The organism is Bacillus sp. FAU20, assembly GCF_056033865.1.
On record NZ_JBVYHY010000021.1, the window covers coordinates 543158 to 564515 of the forward strand.

Annotated in this window: 10 protein-coding genes, 1 pseudogene and 1 riboswitch; of the genes and pseudogenes, 6 read left to right on the forward strand and 5 right to left on the reverse strand. The window is 36.6% G+C overall.

Translation table 11 applies throughout. From position 1 onward, the window contains the following. Positions 1–33 precede the first annotated feature (33 nt). Positions 34–282 carry a DUF2564 family protein gene (locus AC0OM3_RS16575; RefSeq protein ID WP_000534396.1) on the forward strand — a complete coding sequence of 83 codons (249 nt, stop codon included), beginning with the start codon at positions 34–36 and terminating at the stop codon, positions 280–282. Between the two features lie 33 nt (positions 283–315). Here the strand turns inward: AC0OM3_RS16575 and AC0OM3_RS16580 are convergent, their stop codons facing one another. From AC0OM3_RS16580 to AC0OM3_RS16590, 3 genes are all read right to left on the reverse strand, one after another. Then, complete coding sequence (locus tag AC0OM3_RS16580; RefSeq protein WP_202822489.1) at positions 316–492, reverse strand: zinc-finger domain-containing protein; 177 nt, start codon at positions 490–492, stop codon at positions 316–318. Between the two features lie 12 nt (positions 493–504). After that, positions 505–1164, reverse strand: a complete 660-nt coding sequence (locus AC0OM3_RS16585; RefSeq protein WP_000875543.1) for a ribonuclease H family protein — start codon at positions 1162–1164, stop codon at positions 505–507. 148 nt (positions 1165–1312) lie between these two features. After that, a complete protein-coding gene (locus AC0OM3_RS16590) occupies positions 1313–1801 on the reverse strand; it encodes a QueT transporter family protein (protein ID WP_202822488.1) in 489 nt (162 codons plus the stop codon). Between the two features lie 6 nt (positions 1802–1807). Beyond that, positions 1808–1852, reverse strand: a riboswitch (PreQ1 riboswitch). Between the two features lie 132 nt (positions 1853–1984). On the opposite strand from AC0OM3_RS16590, the gene AC0OM3_RS16595 reads away from it, so the two are divergent. The 3 genes from AC0OM3_RS16595 (at position 1985) to AC0OM3_RS16605 (ending at position 4232) form a co-directional block, all read left to right on the forward strand. Further along, positions 1985–2857 (forward strand): aldose 1-epimerase family protein, encoded by an 873-nt coding sequence (locus AC0OM3_RS16595; RefSeq protein ID WP_000127398.1) that lies wholly within the window; start codon positions 1985–1987, stop codon positions 2855–2857. Positions 2858–2926: 69 nt separating this feature from the next. After that, positions 2927–3313 carry a reverse transcriptase-like protein gene (locus AC0OM3_RS16600; RefSeq protein ID WP_000573872.1) on the forward strand — a complete coding sequence of 129 codons (387 nt, stop codon included), beginning with the start codon at positions 2927–2929 and terminating at the stop codon, positions 3311–3313. A 13-nt stretch (positions 3314–3326) separates the two neighbouring features. Then, a complete protein-coding gene (locus AC0OM3_RS16605; protein WP_000711149.1) occupies positions 3327–4232 on the forward strand; it encodes a DMT family transporter in 906 nt (301 codons plus the stop codon). A gap of 2 nt (positions 4233–4234) precedes the next feature. On the opposite strand, the gene AC0OM3_RS16610 is transcribed toward AC0OM3_RS16605, so the two are convergent. After that, positions 4235–4495, reverse strand: a complete 261-nt coding sequence (locus AC0OM3_RS16610; protein WP_001195212.1) for a DUF6123 family protein — start codon at positions 4493–4495, stop codon at positions 4235–4237. Between the two features lie 183 nt (positions 4496–4678). On the opposite strand from AC0OM3_RS16610, the gene AC0OM3_RS16615 reads away from it, so the two are divergent. Next, a complete protein-coding gene (locus tag AC0OM3_RS16615) occupies positions 4679–5239 on the forward strand; it encodes a cysteine hydrolase family protein (RefSeq protein WP_000806332.1) in 561 nt (186 codons plus the stop codon). Between the two features lie 34 nt (positions 5240–5273). On the opposite strand, the gene AC0OM3_RS16620 is transcribed toward AC0OM3_RS16615, so the two are convergent. Then, positions 5274–6134 (reverse strand): GNAT family N-acetyltransferase, encoded by an 861-nt coding sequence (locus tag AC0OM3_RS16620; RefSeq protein ID WP_000593065.1) that lies wholly within the window; start codon positions 6132–6134, stop codon positions 5274–5276. A gap of 122 nt (positions 6135–6256) precedes the next feature. Between AC0OM3_RS16620 and AC0OM3_RS16625 the strand changes: the two are divergent. Further along, positions 6257–21310 (forward strand): annotated as a pseudogene (locus AC0OM3_RS16625) (DUF7507 domain-containing protein). Positions 21311–21358: the final 48 nt, after the last annotated feature.

The following is a 21358-nucleotide window of genomic DNA, read 5'->3' on the forward strand; positions in this document are numbered from 1 at the left end:
TGAAATGCGCACTATACAAAGGAGGAATTATTAATGGGATCAGAAGTAAATGATTTTGAAGAAGTGAAATTCCGTGTAGAAACAGCACAAAAAATGGTAGGATCAGCAACAATTTCAATGGATCCAGATACATTAGAGCATGCTACTACTGCTGTAGAAGCCGCTCGCTCTCAGCTTGAAATTATGAAGTCTGTTGCAACAGATTTAGATGAGCCGTTTCTGATGAATGAGGAAAAAAAATTAAGTCAATGCGAGCATCAATTAAATGAAGCGAAGCACTAAAAAACATCCAGAGAATTTTCTCTGGATGTTTTTTCATGACAGCTGTTCTCCATACTTTTTCAACATTTCTCCAACTGTACATTGCCTGATACAAAATGAATGAGCGTAATACTTACTATTCGTCTTTCGATTATGTTCTCGCAAAAAACACCCTTCACAATACGTTTCTAATAAGTCATTTACCTCTGTAATGAGTTGCTTTTTATCCACCTTTGCACCTCTCTATTCGGTTATTTCTTTATGACTATCAATAACTGTTCCTTCTAATGCTTGCGTAGCTAATTGATGTGCTTCTTTATTTTGTTTTCTAGATATCGGCTCACATACAAGTTTTAATTTCATTTGCTTCGCCTTTTGTTCAATTTGATCTAAATAATGATTTAAATGTTCATCATAACAAGGCCATTCTCCGGCTAATTGCTGCAGTACCACTTGTGAGTCTCCGCGAAGTGTAACTGCTTCATACTTAATCCCTAGTTCCTCGAGTATATTCATACCGTATAATAATGATGCATATTCCGCTTCATTATTATCATATATACCTTCTATATATGCATTGCGGCGAATGCGGTAGTTTGTATTTCCTTTTTTATAATACACACATATACCAACGCCAGCCTCTTTCGTTTGCACATCATACCCCCCATCAAAATAAACGTGTATTTCTTGAGGCTCTTCCTCCACTTGTTTACTCAGCTTTTTCATTTCCTTTAATGACCATTCGGCATCCATTTCATCGTAAAATAGTAGTTCTTTCACCCTACCCGTTTTCTCAAAATCCTCTGCAAATTGAAGTACTTCTTCTATGTTCATATAATCTGTCGTTAATTCCGTCTGCAAACCGCGCTTTGTTTTATACAACCAATGAATTTTATATTTCATACTAGATTCCCCTTATATAAGACTTCTTATATGTAGCCAGCTAATGAAAGCCTCACTTTATTTTATTATATTGTATCAATAGTCACAGCATTATATTCAATGTGATTACATACAAAAAGAGCTATCCCTATAGGAATAACTCTTTCATCTATTGCATAAATCTTTCAAATTGTACTCGCTTGTTAATCCAGTACATTACAGGCATACCAATCGCCATGACAACAAATTCACCGATTGCACATGTTAACCAAGACAACATAAATGGTAAACCCAATGCAAGATGAAGTTCAATTGCAATCATAAACATTGTAATTGTAAAGATAACTGTATTAAAAATCATACGAGCCCAAACACCTTTAATAAATCGCATAGAAATAATCGTTGCAACTAATGCAAGAATAGATTGCCCTACTCCAAATACTAAATCGTAAGCGATCATAGGTGAGAAAAAGAGATTCGTTAAAAATACACCTAATACAATTCCGTAAATTGCTTTCTTATTAAATACAACAAGATGATTAAACATCTCTGAAATACGAAACTGTACATTCGTAAAGCCAAATGGCTGAATAAGCATAGAAACAGCAATATATAATGCCGCTAAAATACCATTACCGACTAAAGTTCTAATATTCATGACAAAATCTCCTTAGTTTTTTTACGTGGGATGGTTTCGAACCACGTTATTCGTTTTTTAAGCAACAAGATTATATTTTACGTGGTAGCCCCTCTTTCGTCAATAGATTCCTATCGTGAACTACCTTTTTTCTTTTAGACAACGTATAATGAAACATATGAAAGATTTAGGAGGTTTCACTTCATGACAGCAACAATTCAAAATGAAAAAGTGATCGTTTCCATTTCTGACAAAGGTGCAGAATTACAGAGCGTTCGCTTAAAAGAAGACAACATAGAATATTTATGGCAAGGTGATTCTACTTATTGGGGGCGCCGCGCACCAATTTTATTCCCAATTGTCGGTCGATTAGTAGATAATACATACTACGTAGACGGTAAACCATATTCATTAACACAACACGGTTTCGCTCGTGATCTTACTTTCTCTGTGAAAGAACAAAGCGAAACAAAGATCACTTATATCGTTACTAGTAATGAAGAAACATTAAAAAAATACCCATACGAATTCGAATTACTCGTTTCTTATGAGCTAGATGGACAAAGTGTTCATGTAACATACGAAGTAAACAATCCTACTTCAAAAGAGATGTTCTTCTCAATCGGAGCACACCCTGGATTCAACTTGCCTTTATTGGACGGTGAATCATTTACAGATTATCACTTATCGTTTAATGGTTCGGAACACTTAGAAACCAGTGTATTAGAAGGACCTTATCTTTCAAACAAAAAGCAATTAATCGCTGAAAATACAAATGAATTGCCACTTACATATGATTTATTCAAAAATGATGCGCTTATTTTTGAACATATGAATACGAATGAAATTTCGATTCGTTCTCATAAACATAATAAATTTGTAAAAGTAGAATTTGACGGATTCCCATTTGTCGGCGTATGGACACCAGGGGATAATGCACCTTTCTTATGTATTGAACCTTGGTACGGAATTGCCGATGAAGTAACTCCAGCAAAAGATTTCAAGGAAAAAAAAGGAATTCAATCTTTACAAGCGAATGAAACATTTACATGTCGTTATAGCATTACAATCGGCTAATTACTCTATCCCCTACTTCAAAGAAACATATAAGTAGGGGATCATCTTATCATTTGGAGGTTTCTCATTTTGATTGAAGTATATATTGATGGTGCATCAAAAGGAAATCCTGGTCCTTCTGGTGCGGGAGTATTTATTAAAGGGGTTCAACCAGCTGTACAATTATCATTACCCCTCGGGACAATGTCCAATCATGAAGCAGAATACCACGCTTTACTTGCGGCATTAAAATATTGCACGGAGCATAATTATAACATTGTCTCTTTTCGTACAGATTCGCAACTTGTCGAGCGAGCTGTCGAAAAAGAATACGCAAAAAATAAAATGTTTGCACCTTTATTAGAAGAAGCACTGCAGTACATAAAAAATTTCGACCTCTTTTTTATTAAGTGGATTCCAAGTAGTCAAAATAAAGTTGCTGATGAGTTAGCTAGAAAGGCTATCTTACAAAATTAACGGAGGTATGAGTGTGAAAAAAGATTGGATTGCTCCTCTTGCTTTATTATTTGTCTCTTTTATTTGGGGAGCTACGTTTGTTGTCGTTCAAAATGCTATGTCTTTCGTTGGTCCATTTACTTTTAATGGTATTCGCTTTTTATTCGCCGGAATTATTTTATTATTCGTTCAAATGATTTTCGCAAAAAAAACTTCAAAACAAGATATAAAACAGAGTAGCTTTGCTGGATTAATCGTTGGATTCTTTTTATGTGTTGGCTATGTGTTACAAACATTCGGCTTACTTTATACAACTTCTTCAAAAGCAGGATTCTTAACAGGGCTTAGTATCGTTATGGTACCTATTTTGTCTTTTATCTTTTTAAAACAAAAAGCTACTATTTTTATCGTAATGGGCATTGCTGTAGCAACAGCAGGTTTATACTTATTAACAGCTGGTGATTCATTTCAATTAAACATTGGAGATATACTCGTTCTCGGTTGCGCGGTTGCTTTCGCTACTCATATTCTTGTTAATGGCTTCTTCTCTAAGAAAATATCACCTTTATTGTTAAGTACGTCGCAAGTGTTAGCTGTCGGTATGTTTTCTTCTATTTGCGCCTTTTTGTTTGAAGATTGGGAAAAATTACTTTCAGCAGCACTATGGACGAATTCTTCCTTTTTATTCGCCCTATTTCTAACTTCTCTATTCGCAACATCCATTGCTTTTTTCATTCAAACATCAGCGCAAAAACATACGTCTCCAACGAGAGTAGCCATTATTTTCGCAATGGAGCCCGTTTTCGCTGCCTTAACAGGCGTTCTCGTTGCAAACGAACAACTTTCTATTTCCGCTATTATCGGATGCCTCTGTATTTTCCTAGGCATGGTGTTTGTTGAATTACCTTCCAAAACAAAAAAAGAAGCGCAGGCTGCGTGAAGTTACGCTTGTAACTTCCGCATAAAAGCCTTAGCGCTTTTTTTATCTGTAATCTCTTCTTCTTTCAATCGTTCTAATAACGCAACAAAATAACTCCCATCAAACTGTAACTGATGTTTAATTGTCGCTTCTATTGCCGCGTTCACAATTCCATCAGATGCACCCGTATATCCTTGTCCGAACATAATAAACCCTTGTGCTTCCTCTGATAGTTTAAATCCTTTCGTATGTAAGAATGAAAGATAATCTTCTACTGTTTGCATGCTATTCCCACCTACTCAAAAATTCTCCATCTCCTATCATACATGTTTTTACAAGCTATGAGAATGAAATTTATATGACAACTTTGTAAATCTATCCGAAGTAGACGATAGAGGATTTCCTTACAATATAAAAGAATATGTAACTGGTAACTTATTTTATATTAAAGGGGATAGGGATATAAAATGAAACAAGCACTATTAATTATTGATGCGCAACAAGAGTTAATGGATGGAAATGAAAAAGAAAATGCAGTTTTTCGTAAAACCGAGTTACTATCCACACTAAATACAGCTGTGCAGAAAGCAATCGATGCAAATGCCCTTATTGTTTTCGTAAGAGATATCGATGTTGCTTCTGGTAGCGGTGAGGGATTTGAAGTACATAATGAAATTCAAGTACCTCAGTCTGCAATCCTTATTAATAAAGCAGCAACGAACGCATTCTATGGCACTTCTTTACTTGAACTTTTAAAAGAAGAGAAGATTGGCCATATCGTTATCGGTGGATGTAAAACAGAGCATTGTATCGACACTGCCGTTAGGACAGCAACTGTACAAGGATTTGACGTTACATTAATTAAAAATGGTCATTCCACAACTGATTCTAACGTATTATCTGCAGAGCAAATTATCTCTCACCATAATAAAATTCTACATGGACATTATAATGTGGATCATTTTTCAGTTGTTAGGGATGTCGAGGAAGACCTTTTTGTACCTATTCATGATCAATATCGTGATTAACGAAAAAGAATCCTTCATTCAGAAGGATTCTTTTTTATCCAAAAATTTGCGCTGCAATACTATATAGTTCACCATTTCTTTTTAATAACCGATTACTATTTTTCATCATAATTGGTGGTGTATTCACCTTTTTAAAACCAGCAATCTCTAATTCTTTCATGAAATCGTTCTTTCCTTCTGGTACATCCATTCTTAATTTTCCATTATGCCCTCTTACTAAAGCATGTACTATTTTCATTGCCATTTCATCATTTTTAGCAACGATTGGCCCTATTATTTTATTTTCTGGCGTTTGTATACTTAAACCGTAACCTAATACACTTTGTTCCTCATCCTTTACAACGATACACTGTTCACTTTGCATAATTCTTTTCGTTAAAAACTCTTTTCTATTTGTTCCAAACGCATATTCATCTAATTTTATTAGTTCTTCTAAATCACACTCTTGATAATTCATTATATAATCTTCATTTTCTATACAATAATCATTCACATTGTACGAGTTACATATGTATTTAGAAACATAGCTTACTGCTCTAAATCCTAATTTTTTATATAAAAATTCCCCCTCATCCGTAGCAATAAGCATAATGGCAGTTTGAGCCGATACGCTCTTCATGCATGCATTCGTTATCGTCTTTCCAATCCCGCGTCCCTTATAATTCGGATGTACAATGACCATTCCGATAGATGCTAATTTCTCTTCATATAATATTATTGCCGCACTAGCAATGAGTTCCTCCCTCTCATTCCACACACCGTATACAATACCTGAGCTAAAAATAGTCTCAATTTCTTCCCTGTTATAATCCCACCCAATATAAGAAGATAACGCTACAATGTCCTCTATTTTTTCTTTCCTAAGACGTTCTACTCTAATTTCCAATTTAATCATACTCCATCCCCTTATCTAGACATTTAAATCATTATTATCAAATCAACTTGTACATGTTTCCATTTATTTGTCACGTACATATCCTATTTTGACCAAGACTATATCGGAAATGAGGTGACAACATGCCCATTACGAATCGATTTTCTACCACCACTAACGGCGCACTCGCTATTACAGGAAATACTTTAGGATTAAGTAAAATTAGTAATCAAAACCGTGCTGGTACAATCGGAGCAATTGGTGCATTCGCAACTACAAATACTGCTTTACAAGTACCTACTTTTCCTGCTGGTACAACGTTAAACTATACACAAAATAGTTCTACCGCTCTTTTAAATATACCTGCTGGTAGTACGATTCTTTACGCAGAACTCGTTTGGGGTGGAAACTATTTATCTCGTGATCAAAACATTACGAGTGTATTAGGAAACCCGGTTTCTTTTACAACACCTGTTTCAACATACTCGATTACTCCTTCAGCTGTTACAGCTTCAAATCAAACTTTCGTTTCAAATTCTATTACATTTGGCTTTTACACTCGTTCAGCAGACGTAACAACCCTTATTCAAGCTGGAGGCTCTGGTTCTTATACTACGGGAGCTGTCCCTGGACTTGTAGATCCTATAGATGCTTCTAATGGAACAATTAATTCAGCTGGATGGACGCTTATCGTCGCTTATCAAAACGGGACATTACCAGCAAGAAACTTAACAATTTACGTAGCTGGAAACCGTGTTTCTGCTGATACTGGTAGTGCAGATGTAGCTGTTTCTGGATTCTTAACACCTTCAGGAGGACCTGTAAGCGGGAGATTATTTTTAAGTTCTATTGAAGGAGATGCAGATATAACAGGGGATCAAGCGCTATTTGGACCAAATTTCAGTTCATTAAATGCTTTATCTGGGCCAAATAATGCTGTAAATAACTTCTTCGGTTCTCAAGTGAATAATGCTGCAGGAAACTTAGATACAACTGGGACATTTGGAACGCGCAATCAAAGTGCCGCTACAAGCACAAATATCTCCGCAGGCCGGCAAGGTTGGGACATTACTTCTATTGATATTTCTCCTTATTTAACAAATTCTCAAGTGTCCGCCGCAATCCGTTTAACGACTAACGGAGACGCTTATATGTTGAATACAGTCGGTTTACAAATCAACATAAATTCACCTAATATTCAAGCAACGAAAAGCGTAAATAAAAGTGTTGCGGCAATTGGAGACGTTCTCACTTATACAGTTACTATCCCTAACACCGGACTTCTTCCTGCCAATAACGTTATTTTTACAGACATCCTCCCTAACGGTACTTCCTTTATACCTGGCACTGTAACAATAGATAATGTCCCACAAACGAACGCAAATCCGGCCGCTGGTATATCTCTCGGAACCATTAATAATGGTGCTTCTCGTACAGTAACTTTCCAAGCTACTGTCGTTTCTCTTCCAAGTCAAAATCCTATCTCTAACACTGCTAATATTACATTTCAATATACACCAATCGCCGGAGGAACAACCTTTAACGGTCTTGCAACAAGCAACTCTGCTGGAACACAAGTTAACCTCGCAGATATTAATGGCACAAAATCAGTCAACAAACTTTTTACAGATATTGGTGAAACGTTAACTTACAGTATTGCCTTAGCTAATATAGGAAATATCGCGGCAACGAACGTTATATATACGGATCCGATTCCTAGCGGGACTACTTTCATTCCAGGGAGTGTAACTGTTAACGGGGTTACTCAAGCTGGCGCAAATCCCGCTACTGGTATATCAATTGGATCTATTGCTGCTAATTCTACGACTACGGTTTCATTTCAAGTATTCGTTCCTTCTATCCCGCAAACAAATCCAATATTAAATAGTGGTACAACAACTTATCAATACATTCCTGTGCCAAATCAACCGGCAGTAAGCGGGACTGATACGACGAATATTGTCTCCACTCAAGTGAATAATGCTACTGTAACAATGACGAAAGCAGTAGACAAAAATTTTGCAGATATTGGTGATACACTAACGTACACTGTTTCCTTTACAGGTACAGGTAATACGAATGCGAATAACGTTATTTTTACAGATGTCATTCCTACTGGAACAACTTTTGTTCTCAACAGTGTAACAATAGATGGTACGACACAAGTTGGAGCAAATCCCGCTACTGGTGTGAATATAGGATCTATTCCAACTGGCACAACAAAAAATGTTTCATTTCAAGTAGTAGTAAATACAATTCCAGCGTCGAATGTCATATCTAATGGTTCAAGCGCTTCTTATCAATATACCGTCAATCCTAGCCAATCACCCGTTACAAAAAACATTTCTTCTAATCTTGTTTCTACTCAAATTAACAATGCGAATTTAACAGTAACAAAATCAACAAATAAACAATTTGCTACAATTGGCGAAACAATCAGTTATACAATTCTTATTACAAACAGTGGAAATACAGCTGCAACTAACGTGCAACTAACAGATCCACTACCAAATGGAACGATATTAACTCCTGGTACTGTAACACTAAACGGTGTTTTACAAAATGTAGATTCTCTCATTGCTTTACCTATAGGAACAATTCCTGGCGGAGCTACTTTTACTCTTTCTTTCCAAGTAACAGTCATCAATATTACTCCCCAAAATCCTATCATTAATAATGCATTCGCTTCTTACCTATATACTGTAAATCCAAGTGTGCCACCAACTTCAAAAACAACAAATTCTAATTCTGTTACATCAACAATTAGAATAGCAAACCTTCAGGCTACTAAGTCTGTAGATAAAACATTTGCGGAAGTTGGAGATGTTTTAACTTATACCTTTTCTCTTACAAACGATGGAAATGTTGCGGCGAACAATGTAGTACTATCCGATTCAATCGCGAATGGTACTGTCTTTATACCAAACAGTGTTACGATTAACAATGTTACTCAACCAGGCGTTACACCAGCTAGCATCAATATCGATAGTATCAATGCTAATACTACAATTACAGCTTCATTCCAAGTATTAATAACTAGCATCCCAAATCCAAACCCTATTTCAAATAGCGCTTCTATTTCCTATAACTTTATCGTGGATCCTAATGCTTCCCCTGTAAGTAAGAACACAACTTCAAACACTACATTCACTCAAGTAAATGACGCAAATGTCGTTTCAACCAAAGCAGTGGATCGAGCGTTTGCTACTGTTGGGGATGTATTAACTTATACCGTTACTTTGGCAAATGCAGGAAGTGTTTCCGCTGATGGTCCTACTTTTGTTGATACGAATCCAGACGGTACTACCTTTATCCCAAATACTTTCCTTATTAATGGTGTACTCCAAAATAACGTCGATCCAAATGTCGGTGTTCCGTTACCTTCTATTCCTGCTAACGGCTCACTTACCGTCTCTTATCAAGTAACTGTCACCTCTTTACCAACACAAAATCCAACAATAAATTCATCTAGTACACAGTATAGCTTTATTTTGAACCCAGGAGATCCACCAACGATAGAAACATCTTTAAGTAATACTGTAAGTACACAAATTAATTTAGCAAATGTAATTATTTTCAAGGATGTAGATTTAACTATCGCTGATGTTGGGCAACCAATCACATATACAATTGCCTTAGCTAACCCAGGAAATACTCCAGCAGATAATGTAGTCGTTACCGATATACTTCCACCTGGTACGACTCTCGTACCAAATAGTATTTTTATAGGGGGTGCTTTACAGCTAGGTGCGGATCCAAGTGCCGGCCTTCAAGTTGGTACGATTCCAGCAGGCGGCATTACAACAATTGTTTTCCAAATTAGTGCAAATAGTTTACCTTCACCAAATCCAGTTCAAAACAGTGCTGCACTTCAATATAGCTTTATCGCAGATCCAAATTTACCTGCTGTTGTCAGGAACGCTATTAGCAATATCGTAGCTACACAAATTAATACTGCTAATATTGTCGCTACGAAACTAACAAGTACAAATTTCGCTGATGTTGGCGATGTCATAACTTATGCAACAATTTTAACGAATAGCGGCAATATCCCCGCCTCTAATGTAACGTTTACAGATATCATTCCAGCTGGTACCACCTTTCTTCCTAATACTGTAACGATTAACGGTGTCCCTATAGCTAATGCAAATCCTGCTAACGGCATTTTAATTGGTACAATTGGAGCAAATTCATCACGTACTGTTGCATTCCAGGTTTTTGTACCAACTATTCCTAGTCCAAATCCGCTTACGAATCAATCGAGCACTACATTCCAATACATGTACGATCCATCCAAACCAGTTGTAATGCAGATCGTGGCCTCTAACACTGTACAGACAATTATTAATAATGCAACGATTACCGCTGCAAAATCTGCAGATAAACAGTTTGCGAACGTAAATGATATTATTACGTACACGACTACTTTAACGAATAACGGGAACACACTTGCATCAAATATAGTCTTTACCGATGCAATTCCAAGCGGGACATCTTTTATTCCAAATAGTGTAACAGTAAACGGGAATATACTGCCTAATGTAAATCCAACGAATGGAATAGCAATTGATCCTATAAATCCGAATGCAAATACGATAATTTCGTTCCAGGTGCAAGTAAACTCCATCCCGAATCCGAATCCAATCCCGAACCAAAGTAACACAACGTACCAATATATCGTAGACCCGAACTTACCTCCAGCATCCGCCAATGCATCAAGTAATGTAATAACAACTCAAATTAACAACGCTACGATTATCGCTACGAAATCAGTAAACATACCGAATGCTGCAATTGGAGATATCGTTACTTATACGATTGCAGTTACGAACACAGGAAATATCCCTGCTAGTGCTACAGTTTTAACGGATGGACTTGGACCAGGTGCATCCTTCATCCCCAATTCCGTTACGATCAATAACATTTCCCAACCTGGATTAGACCCTTCATTAGGTATTCATTTAGACGATATTTCACCAGGAGGCACTACTTTCATTACATTCCAAGTGAAAATTCTCGCTATTCCACCTAGTGGAACTTTAACGAATAATGCTCTTGTAAACTACGAATATGCAGTGAATCCAACTGAAACACCAGCTGTTGGTAGTACCGTTACAAACACGACAGTTACACCGATTATTGACGCTACTTTAGTAATAAATAAAAATGCTAGTACAACTTTCGCAACAATTGGAGATACGATTACATTCACCTCAGTTGTTACAAATACAGGAAATACTACCGCTAATAACATTGTTTTTACAGATTCCATTCCAAATGGTACCGCCTTTGTCCCAAATAGCTTTAAGATAAATGGTGTAACAATCCCGAATGCAAATCCACAAAACGGTATTACTATTGGTAACTTGAATTCAAATGCATCGGTTACACTTAGTTTTCAAGTGAATATTACAACTCTTCCAAATCCTAATCCCATTCCGAATCAATCATCGCTTCAATATAGCTTTATTGTTGATATAAATGAGTCGCCTGTTTCACGAACAGTTCAATCCAATACAACTTTTACACAAGTAAATACTGCGTCCGTTATCGCAACAAAAACTGCAAGCAGTGCTTTTGCTGCTGTTGGAGATACAATTACGTATACAACTACGCTCATTAATAGCGGAAATACTACCGCAAACACACCTGTTTTTATCGATATATTACCACCTGAACTTTCATTCGTTCCTGATAGCGTACAAATTAACACTATCCCACAACTTGGATTTAGACCAGATAGCGGGATTTCTTTAGACGCAATTCCGGTTGGAGGAACGACAATAGTTAATTTTCAAGCGATCGTCGGCTCAATACCAGCTACAAATCCAACTTTAAATCAATCTAGTACGACATACTCTATCATTGTTGATCCTAACCAGCCACCAGTGACAGAAACAGCTACTAGTAATCCAACTTTAGTGCAAATTAATGAAGCAATTATCCAAGCAACGAAAAGTGTGGATCGACTATTTTCTGACATCGCACCTGGAAATTCATTTTTAACGTATACAGTTTTATTAGAAAATATAGGAAACACGACTGCTACGAATATCATGTTTACAGATTCGATTCCAAATAATACAGTATTCATAGAAGATAGCGTTCGAGTAGGCGGGGTTTTATTACCTGGAGTAAATCCAGCAAACGGGATACCAATTGGGGATATTATTGCAGGAGATTTTATAAACGTTACCTTCCGCGTGCAAGTAGTTAGTATTCCAAATCCTATTTTTACAATCGGACCTGGAGGGCCAAATTCACCAGTTGTAAACGGTGCTTTCATTGATTATCAATTTATGACAGGACCTAATTTACCACTTGTTTCACGAAGTACGACATCTAATTCTGTTTCGACACAAATAAATTCTGGGGAAGTTGTGGCAATCAAATCTGTAGATAAAACTTTCGCTACGATTGGCGATACAATTTCTTATACAATTACATTAAGTAATCCTGGAAATGTCACTTCACAAAATATAATTTTTACGGATATTTTACCTGAAGGAACAACATTTATTTCCGGAACTTTAACAAATGATTCTGGTACACAGCAAATTGGAAATCCTGGGAACGGAATACAGATTGGAAATATAAATCCAAGTGGAACGACTGTTATTACTCTCAATGTTCTTGTTACAAATATTCCAAGTATAAATCCAATTTCTAATTTTAGTTCCGTACAATTTGAACATGTAGTTGATCCTAGCCAACCTTCTGTATTACAAACAACTATATCAAATACGGTTTCAACGACCATTAATAGCGCAATATTAACTACAACAAAAACTGTTGATAAATCGGTTATTTCCGTCGGGGATACACTTACGTATACAACGACTATTACGAATACAGGAAATACCCCAGCTACAAATGTAACTTTTACAAGTACCATTCCAGCTAGTACTACATTTATACCAAATTCAGTTACAATAAATGGAATTCAGCAGTCTGGTGTGCAACCAGCACTTGGAGTAAACATACCAAATATTGCTCCTGGTGAAACAGTAACCATTACTTTCTAAGTAAATGTTCTTTCTGTTCCCCCTTCAAGTTCAATTATGGGGAATGATACCATTTTATATTCTTATACTGTCGATCCAAACGGAACTCCTGTTACAACTTCTACTTCAACGAATATCGTTACAAACCCTGTATTAGATGCTATCATAACGATGATTAAATCCGTCGATCAAACACTTGTAACACTAGGTGATACCATTACCTATACGACCATTTTAACGAATAGTGGTAATACAAACGCTACAGATATTGCTTTCATTGACCTTATACCAGATGGAACAACGTTTATTACTGATAGCGTTACAATAGATGATATCAAGCAAATTGGACTCAATCCTAATACCGGTATAACGATTGGATCAATTGCTCCTAACAGCTCAATATCTATAGCATTTCAAGTTACTGCTACTTCTACACCCGCCCAAAATCCTATTGCCAATTCCGCTACTGCTTCTTACACATTTATCGCTGATCCTAATGCCCCTATTGTTTCAAGGACGGTTACTTCAAACACAGTGTTCACTACGATTAATACAGCTACCATTCTTTCATTAAAACAAGTCGATAAATCCTTTAGTCGTATTGGAGACACACTCACTTATACTGTCGCTTTAACAAACAATGGAAACTCATCCGCACAAAATGTTATATTCACAGATACTGTACCGAACGGAACAGCATTTATTGCAGACACATTTTCTATTAATGGGATTCCTCAAAGTGGCGCAAATCCAGTGAACGGTGTAAATATCGGAACTATAACAGCTGGGACTACAGTAACAATTTCGTTCCAAGTTACTGTAACGTCATTACCAACGGAAAACCCCATTGTAAATTTCTCATTAACATCGTACCAATTAGTCTCACCGCCTGATGCAGAAACTTCAATTAGCAATCCTGTTTCAACGCAAATTAAAGAAGCACTATTATCCATGACGAAAAATGAAAGTGTATCGTTTGCAGGTATCGGGCAAACTGCTTTTTACACTACTTCTATTTCAAATATAGGGAATACAGATGCAGCCAACATTGTATTCAAAGATGTATTACCAAGTGGAATCACATTTGTTCCTAACACATTAACTGTCGATGGTGTTTTGCAACCTGACGCGAATCCGAATAACGGTGTATTTCTTGCAGCACTTCCACCAAATGAAATATATAGTATCACCTTTCAAGTTACAGTGAACAGCATTCCACCTATTAATCCAGCACCAAATACTGCATCAACGACATATGAGTTTACTGTTGATCCTGTTAATCCTCCAGTATTAAGTGCGGCTACTTCCAACACTACGCTTCTTCAAATAAACAATGCAAATATTATAAGTACAAAAACAACAGATCTTACTTTTGCGGATGTTGGTAATACAATAACATTTACACTTAACCTCCCGAATACAGGAAATGTGACTGCAACTGATGTTACCGTTATCGATATACTTGATAGCAATTTAACTTTTGTTCCAAACAGTTTCACGGTTAATGGGCAAACCATTCCAAATGCTGATTTATCTACTGGTGTAAATATCGGTTCAATTAACGGTGGTACTGCAGCCATTATCACATTCCAAGCTACCGTTACAACCCTACCAATCAACAACCCTATTTCTAATTCAGCTCTTACCACTTATCGTTATATTGTTGATCCCGACCAGCCGTTCATTTCAACTTCTAATCAATCTAATACAACGACAACACAAATTAATAGCGCTATCCTTACTGCACAAAAAAATTCAAATGTATCAACGGTAGATATTGGGCAAGATATTATCTACTCCGTTACGATTACAAATAGCGGAAATGTTAGTGCGACGAATGTTATTTTTACCGATATGATTCCAGACGGAACTTCCTTTGAACCGAATAGTTTTACACTCAATGGAACTACTATCCCAAATGCAGACCTAATTACAGGCGTTCCAATTGGTGATATCGCGCCAAACCAGTCTGTCCTCGTAGCTTTTCATATTAGTGCCGATGAAATTCCGCCTATAAATCCAATTTCTAATCAAGCTAGCGTTAATTTCCAACATATCGTCAATCCAGCTAACCCTCCAGTTTCAAAAAACATTACTTCAAATAGTGTTACAACAACAATTGAAAGTGCTATTTTAACTACCACTAAAATTGGAGATAAAGCTTTTGCAACGATTGGTGATACGATTACGTATACAACTACGATCACGAATACTGGAAATATTCCTGCCAATAACGTTATTTTCTCAGACCCGATACCATTGTGGACACAATTTGTTGCAGGATCAGTTATTGTTGATGGCACTCCGTTACCATCCGCTTCTATCATTGACGGTATTGGCATAAATACGATCATTCCAAATCAAACTGTAACAATTGTATTCCAAGTTCAAATTGTAAGTAACCCAACAACATTCACACCAGAGCTCCAAAACTTAGGATTTGTAAACTTCCAATATAACGTAGGAAATGCATTACAGGCTCAACCTGGAAATGTGGAAACGAACGTCTTCGTTACTTCTATTAATTCAGCAATCCTTTCAGCTGTAAAAACTGCTAATACTGCCTTTGCGAATATTGGCGATACGATCACTTATACAGTTTTAATTCAAAATAGCGGTAATACAAACGCTACGAATGTAAATTTCTCAGATACGATTCCAGCAGGAACAACTTTTGTAGAAAATAGTTTTACTGTAAATGGAAGTACCATTCCAGGGGCAGATCCAAATAACGGAGTTAATATCGGAACAGTTAGCGTGAGTAGCTCCTTAACTGTTACTTTCCAAGTCATAGTTACATCAACCCCACCTTCAAATCCGATTACAAACGTAGCATCTATTCAATACGCTTTCATCGTTGATCCGGCCTCTCCTCCTGTTACAGGCACGATAAATTCTAATAGCGCTTCAACACAAATTAATAACGCAACTGTTACAACTGTCTTACAAGCAAATCGTTCAATTGTATCTATCGAGGAAGTAATTACGTATACAGCAACATTAACGAATACTGGAAACTTCCCTGCAAACTCTGTATTACTCATTAATGGCATTCCTGAGGGCGCATTATTTGTTCCAAATAGTGTTACGCTAAATGGAATTTCACTTCCTGATGCAAGTCCAACTCTCGGTATTCCAGTTGGTATTATCGCGCCAGGTGATTCTGCTACTATTACGTTCCAATTTGTCGCTAGTTCTATTCCACCGCAAGGAGCAATTATCAATCAAGCCATTACAAGTTACACGTATATCGTCGATCCAAATCAACCTCCAGTTACAGCAACATCCTCGTCTAATACAGTTAATACAGCTGTTGTTGATGCATCGTTATCCGTAATTAAAAGTACAGATTCTCTCGTACAATCTACTGACGGTACAATCACTTACACAGTAGTCGTTCAAAATAACGGAAATACTACTGCAAATACAGTTACTTTAATAGACTTGGTCCCAGAAGGAACCGCATTTATTCCGAATAGTGTTACCATTAATGGCGTTTCTGTTCCAGGTACCGATCCTAACATAGGAATACCATTAAACTCCGTTTCACCTTCAGAAATCGTCACCGTCACATTTCAAGTTATCGTTCAATTCATTCCAAACGTGAATCCTATTTCTAATACAGCCCGTATTGACTATACTTTTATCGCTGATCCAACTGCTCCTATCATCTCTCGAACAATTACGTCCAATCCAGTTTTCACACAAATTTCGGACGCGACTATTCTTTCTTTAAAAGCAGTCAATGCACAACAAGCAACAACAGGAGATATTTTGACTTATACGATAACACTAGAAAATACCGGAAATATTCCAGCTACAAATCTCATATTTTCAGATACTCTTCCGGAAGGTACTACATTCGTAGAAAATAGTTTTACACTTAATGGAACAGCTATGCTTGGTGCCAATCCAAATGCTGGTGTTACTTTACCTACCTTATCAGCAAACGCTACTCACCTTATTTCTTTCCAAATTCTTATTAACGATCCATTCTCGCAAGAATCAATTACAAATCAATCCAACACAACTTATACAATTCAGCCAGACCCAGGGCAACCGCCTATTACTGAAACATCTACTAGTAATATCGTCATTACAAATTTCGTGCAAGCACAATTGGTAATTACAAAAACATCCAATCCAACAACTGTAGATATTGGCGGAACTATACTTTATATTTCTGAAGTGAAAAATATCGGTAATGTTGACGCAATAAATATTATTTTCACAGACTCTATTCCAGCTGGGACTACATTTGTTCCCGATAGTGTCACAATTAACGGCGTCCTGCAGCCAGGTGTAAATCCTGAAAATGGAATACCGATTGGAACCATTCCTGCTAACAGTTCCAAAACGATACTATTTCAAGTGCAAACAAATAATCCACCTACTGAAACCGAAATTGCAAATCAATCTTCAGCAATTTACCAATATGTAAGCATTCCTACAGCCCCACCAGTAAATCGCTCTGCAAATTCTAACATTGTTACAACATCACTTCAAAATGCAAATATTATTTCTGTTAAAAGCGCGGATGTAACTTTCGTATCAATCGGGCAAATGATTACCTACACAAATACACTACAAAATATAGGAACCGTTCCAGCTAACAATACCGTGTTCGTTGATAATATTCCAGAAGGTACTATATTCATTGAAGATAGCTTAACAATAAATAATGTAATTCAGCCTGGCGTGAATCCTGAAAACGGAGTAACTCTCGGCACGATACAACCAAATGAAACAATCACTATTTCATTCCAAGTACAACTTACAAATATACCAGAGGGCAATGCAGTCATTAATATTTCAGACACTTCGTACGAATACCAAATTGATCCTAGTTCTCCTATTATTCAGCGCATATCGTTATCAAATGCAGTAAATACTGAAGTGCGGACGGCAAATGTTAGTGCAATTAAATCCGCTAACAGATCTATTACACGCATAGGTCAAATCATCACATATACAATCGCAGTTACAAACGCTGGTACAGTACCTATTACAAATACTCTCCTCATTGACGCAATTGCCGCTGGCACCACATTCGTTCCAAATAGCATACTTGTAGATGGCATACCAAGGCCTAATGAAAATCCAATTACCGGTATCAATCTTGATATAATTCTTCCAAATAACACGATTATTGTTACTTTTCAAGTAAGCGTAGTCTCTATACCGCCACAAAATAACATTAATAATATCGCTGTCATTCACTATGAGTATCGACCAGACCCAAGCGCCCCACCAATTTCAGAAACGACCTCTTCCAATAGTACAAATATACAATTTATTGATGCTATTCTTATTGCTACAAAATCTGCTAATACTGTATTAGCTAACATTGATGAAACCATTGAATATACAGTATCCATTCAAAATAACGGATCCACTACAACTAACTCCATCTTTTTTACTGATATTATAGAAGATGGAACGGTATTTATTCCGGGAAGTGTAACAGTTAACAACACTGTACTTCCTGCAGCAGATCCGAATATCGGCTTTTCCATTCCTAATATCGCATCAGGTCAAATAGCTACAATAACATTCCAAGTTTCAGTTACGAATTTACCTGCTGTAAATCCAACACCTAATACTGCAAACATCGTCTACGACTTTATTTTCAATCCTGACTTTGCACCAATTCAAAAATCGACTACTTCCAATACTACTTTCGTTCAAATTAATGATGCTGATATCGTTTCACTTAAAACTGTTGATTTGACCTCTGTAACGATTGGTGACATTTTAACTTATACAACAACTTTAACGAATACGGGGAATACGGATGCAACTGCTGTTGTATTTACAGACAATATACCTGATGGAACAACCTTTATTGACAGTAGCGTTTTAGTAAATAACATTCCTCAGCTTAATGCCAATCCAAGTGCTGGTATACTTGTAGGAACGATTGCTCCTAACACTTCTATCCCAGTCACATTTTCTGTTACTGTCGCAGCTCTTCCAGCCAGCGGCTATGTTCAAAATCAATCAACTTCTCGTTATACAATTACTGGCGAGGAACAACTATCGACTAGTAATATTACTTTCACTGAAGTTATTTCTGCTAATGTAATTGCGACAAAAACAACACCTATCCAATATGCTGACCTACAAACAATCATCCCTTATACAATTTCCATTATAAATAACGGAAATATACAAATAGAAAACATTATTGTTACAGATAGCATCCCAGGAAATACGAACTTTATAGAGAATAGTGTTATTGTGAACGGAAACGCTCGTCCAAATGACAATCCACTTAACGGTATACAAATTGATAACATTCCGCCTAATACGAGAGCAACTGTTCTATTCCAAGTACGGGTCACCTCGATTCCACAAACCAATCCTATCTCTAACACGAGTACAATTGAATATGAATACACGTTACCAGATCGACCACCTATTACGGAAACCATTATTTCATCAGCTGCAGCAACAGAAATTAATCATGCGAATTTGAATAGTAATAAAACTGTTGATCTTGCATTTGCAACGGTTGGTGATACGTTAACGTATACGATTACACTAAATCAAACCGGTAATGTTGCAGTAAATGATGTAATTATTCAAGATATTATTCCTCAAGGTACTACGTTTATAGAAAATAGCGTCATTGTAAACGGAGAAATCCTTCCAGGAGTGAATCCAGTAAGCGGCATACCAATTGGTACTATACCTATTGGTGGAGACGCAATAGTTTCATTCCAAGTAACTGTAACTTCTATCCCAACACCAAATGAACTCAACAACAATGCAATTACTACCTTTAACTATATAGTCAACCCAAATAACGCACCTGTTACGAATACAACTACAACAAATACTGTCACTACAACTGTCCAAAATGATAATGTCGTTGCGATAAAGGTTGTTGATTTCACGAGCGCCTTGCCTGGTCAAACTTTAACGTACACCATTACTATTACGAATAATGGTAATATCACTATTGAAGATCTTCTTCTAGTAGACACGGCACCAGTAGATACGACATTCGTTATTGGTAGTGTTACGATTAACGGAATCAATCAGCCTAATGAGAACCCTGAAAATGGTATTACGTTAGGAAATCTTGCTCCTAATGAATCTGTTATTATTACGTTCCAAGTGAAAATTTCTTCTTCTACTCTTCAATCTAGAATCAATAACGATGCGACTATTTCCTATACGTCTATTGTCGGTCCAACCGAACCACCTATTACGATTAGAAGGCAAATAAATACTGTTACAAAACAAACAAATATTGTTACAACGATAATCATTAATCCAATAGTTCGCATTGAGAAAACAGCAGACAAATCTATCGTCATTATAGGAGATGTTATTACATTCACATTAGAGGCATTTAATGATTCCCCAATTCCTACATTAAGTACTTCCGTTTTAGATATGATTCCAGCTGGTACAACATTAATAGAAAACAGTGTAACAATTAACGGTACTCCCGTTCCAAACATTCGACCAGATACTGGTATTAATATCGGCTCTTTACCCGCAGATTCAGTAGCAACTATAACATTTCAAGTTCTCGTAACTTCTATTCCTTCAAACAGTACAATTATAAATTCTGCAACAGTTACCGCTGCTTTTCAATTGACACCACAGGATCCAATTGTTACTTTCATTGTTAATTCAAATATCGTTCGTATACCAGTTCAATTTGTAACTGCAACAGTCACGAAAAACGCTTCCGTCAGCTCAGTTTATTTAAATCAATATTTTGATTATATGGTACGTGTTACAAATACTTCCGAAATTTCACTCTCAAATATTTCTTTACAAGATACCATTCCAGCAGGTTTACAATTTATAAACGGCACTGTCTTTATTAACGGTGAACGCTCTCCACTAGCGAATCCGAATATCGGTTTCCTAGTCGCTACTAATTTGGAACCAAACGAAACAATTATCGTGTCATTCACAGTACAAGTAATAAGCCCACCTGTTAATAAAGAATTTAAAAATACGGCCAATATTTCGTTACAACTTCAAGTATCGCCTACCGACCCACCAATTACAGTAACCGTTACAAGTAACGAAAACATCGTCACCTTTGTTCCAGAAAATCCAGATGAAACACTTCCAAATTTAAATTGCTTCTTTGACGGTGAACACTTCATTCGCATTACTCCTCGAAATGTACGAAATTACCTTTGGACTTGGATTTGGTGGAAGTAATTTAAACAAAAAAGAGATTGTAGTTTGGTTGAAACCAAATTACAATCT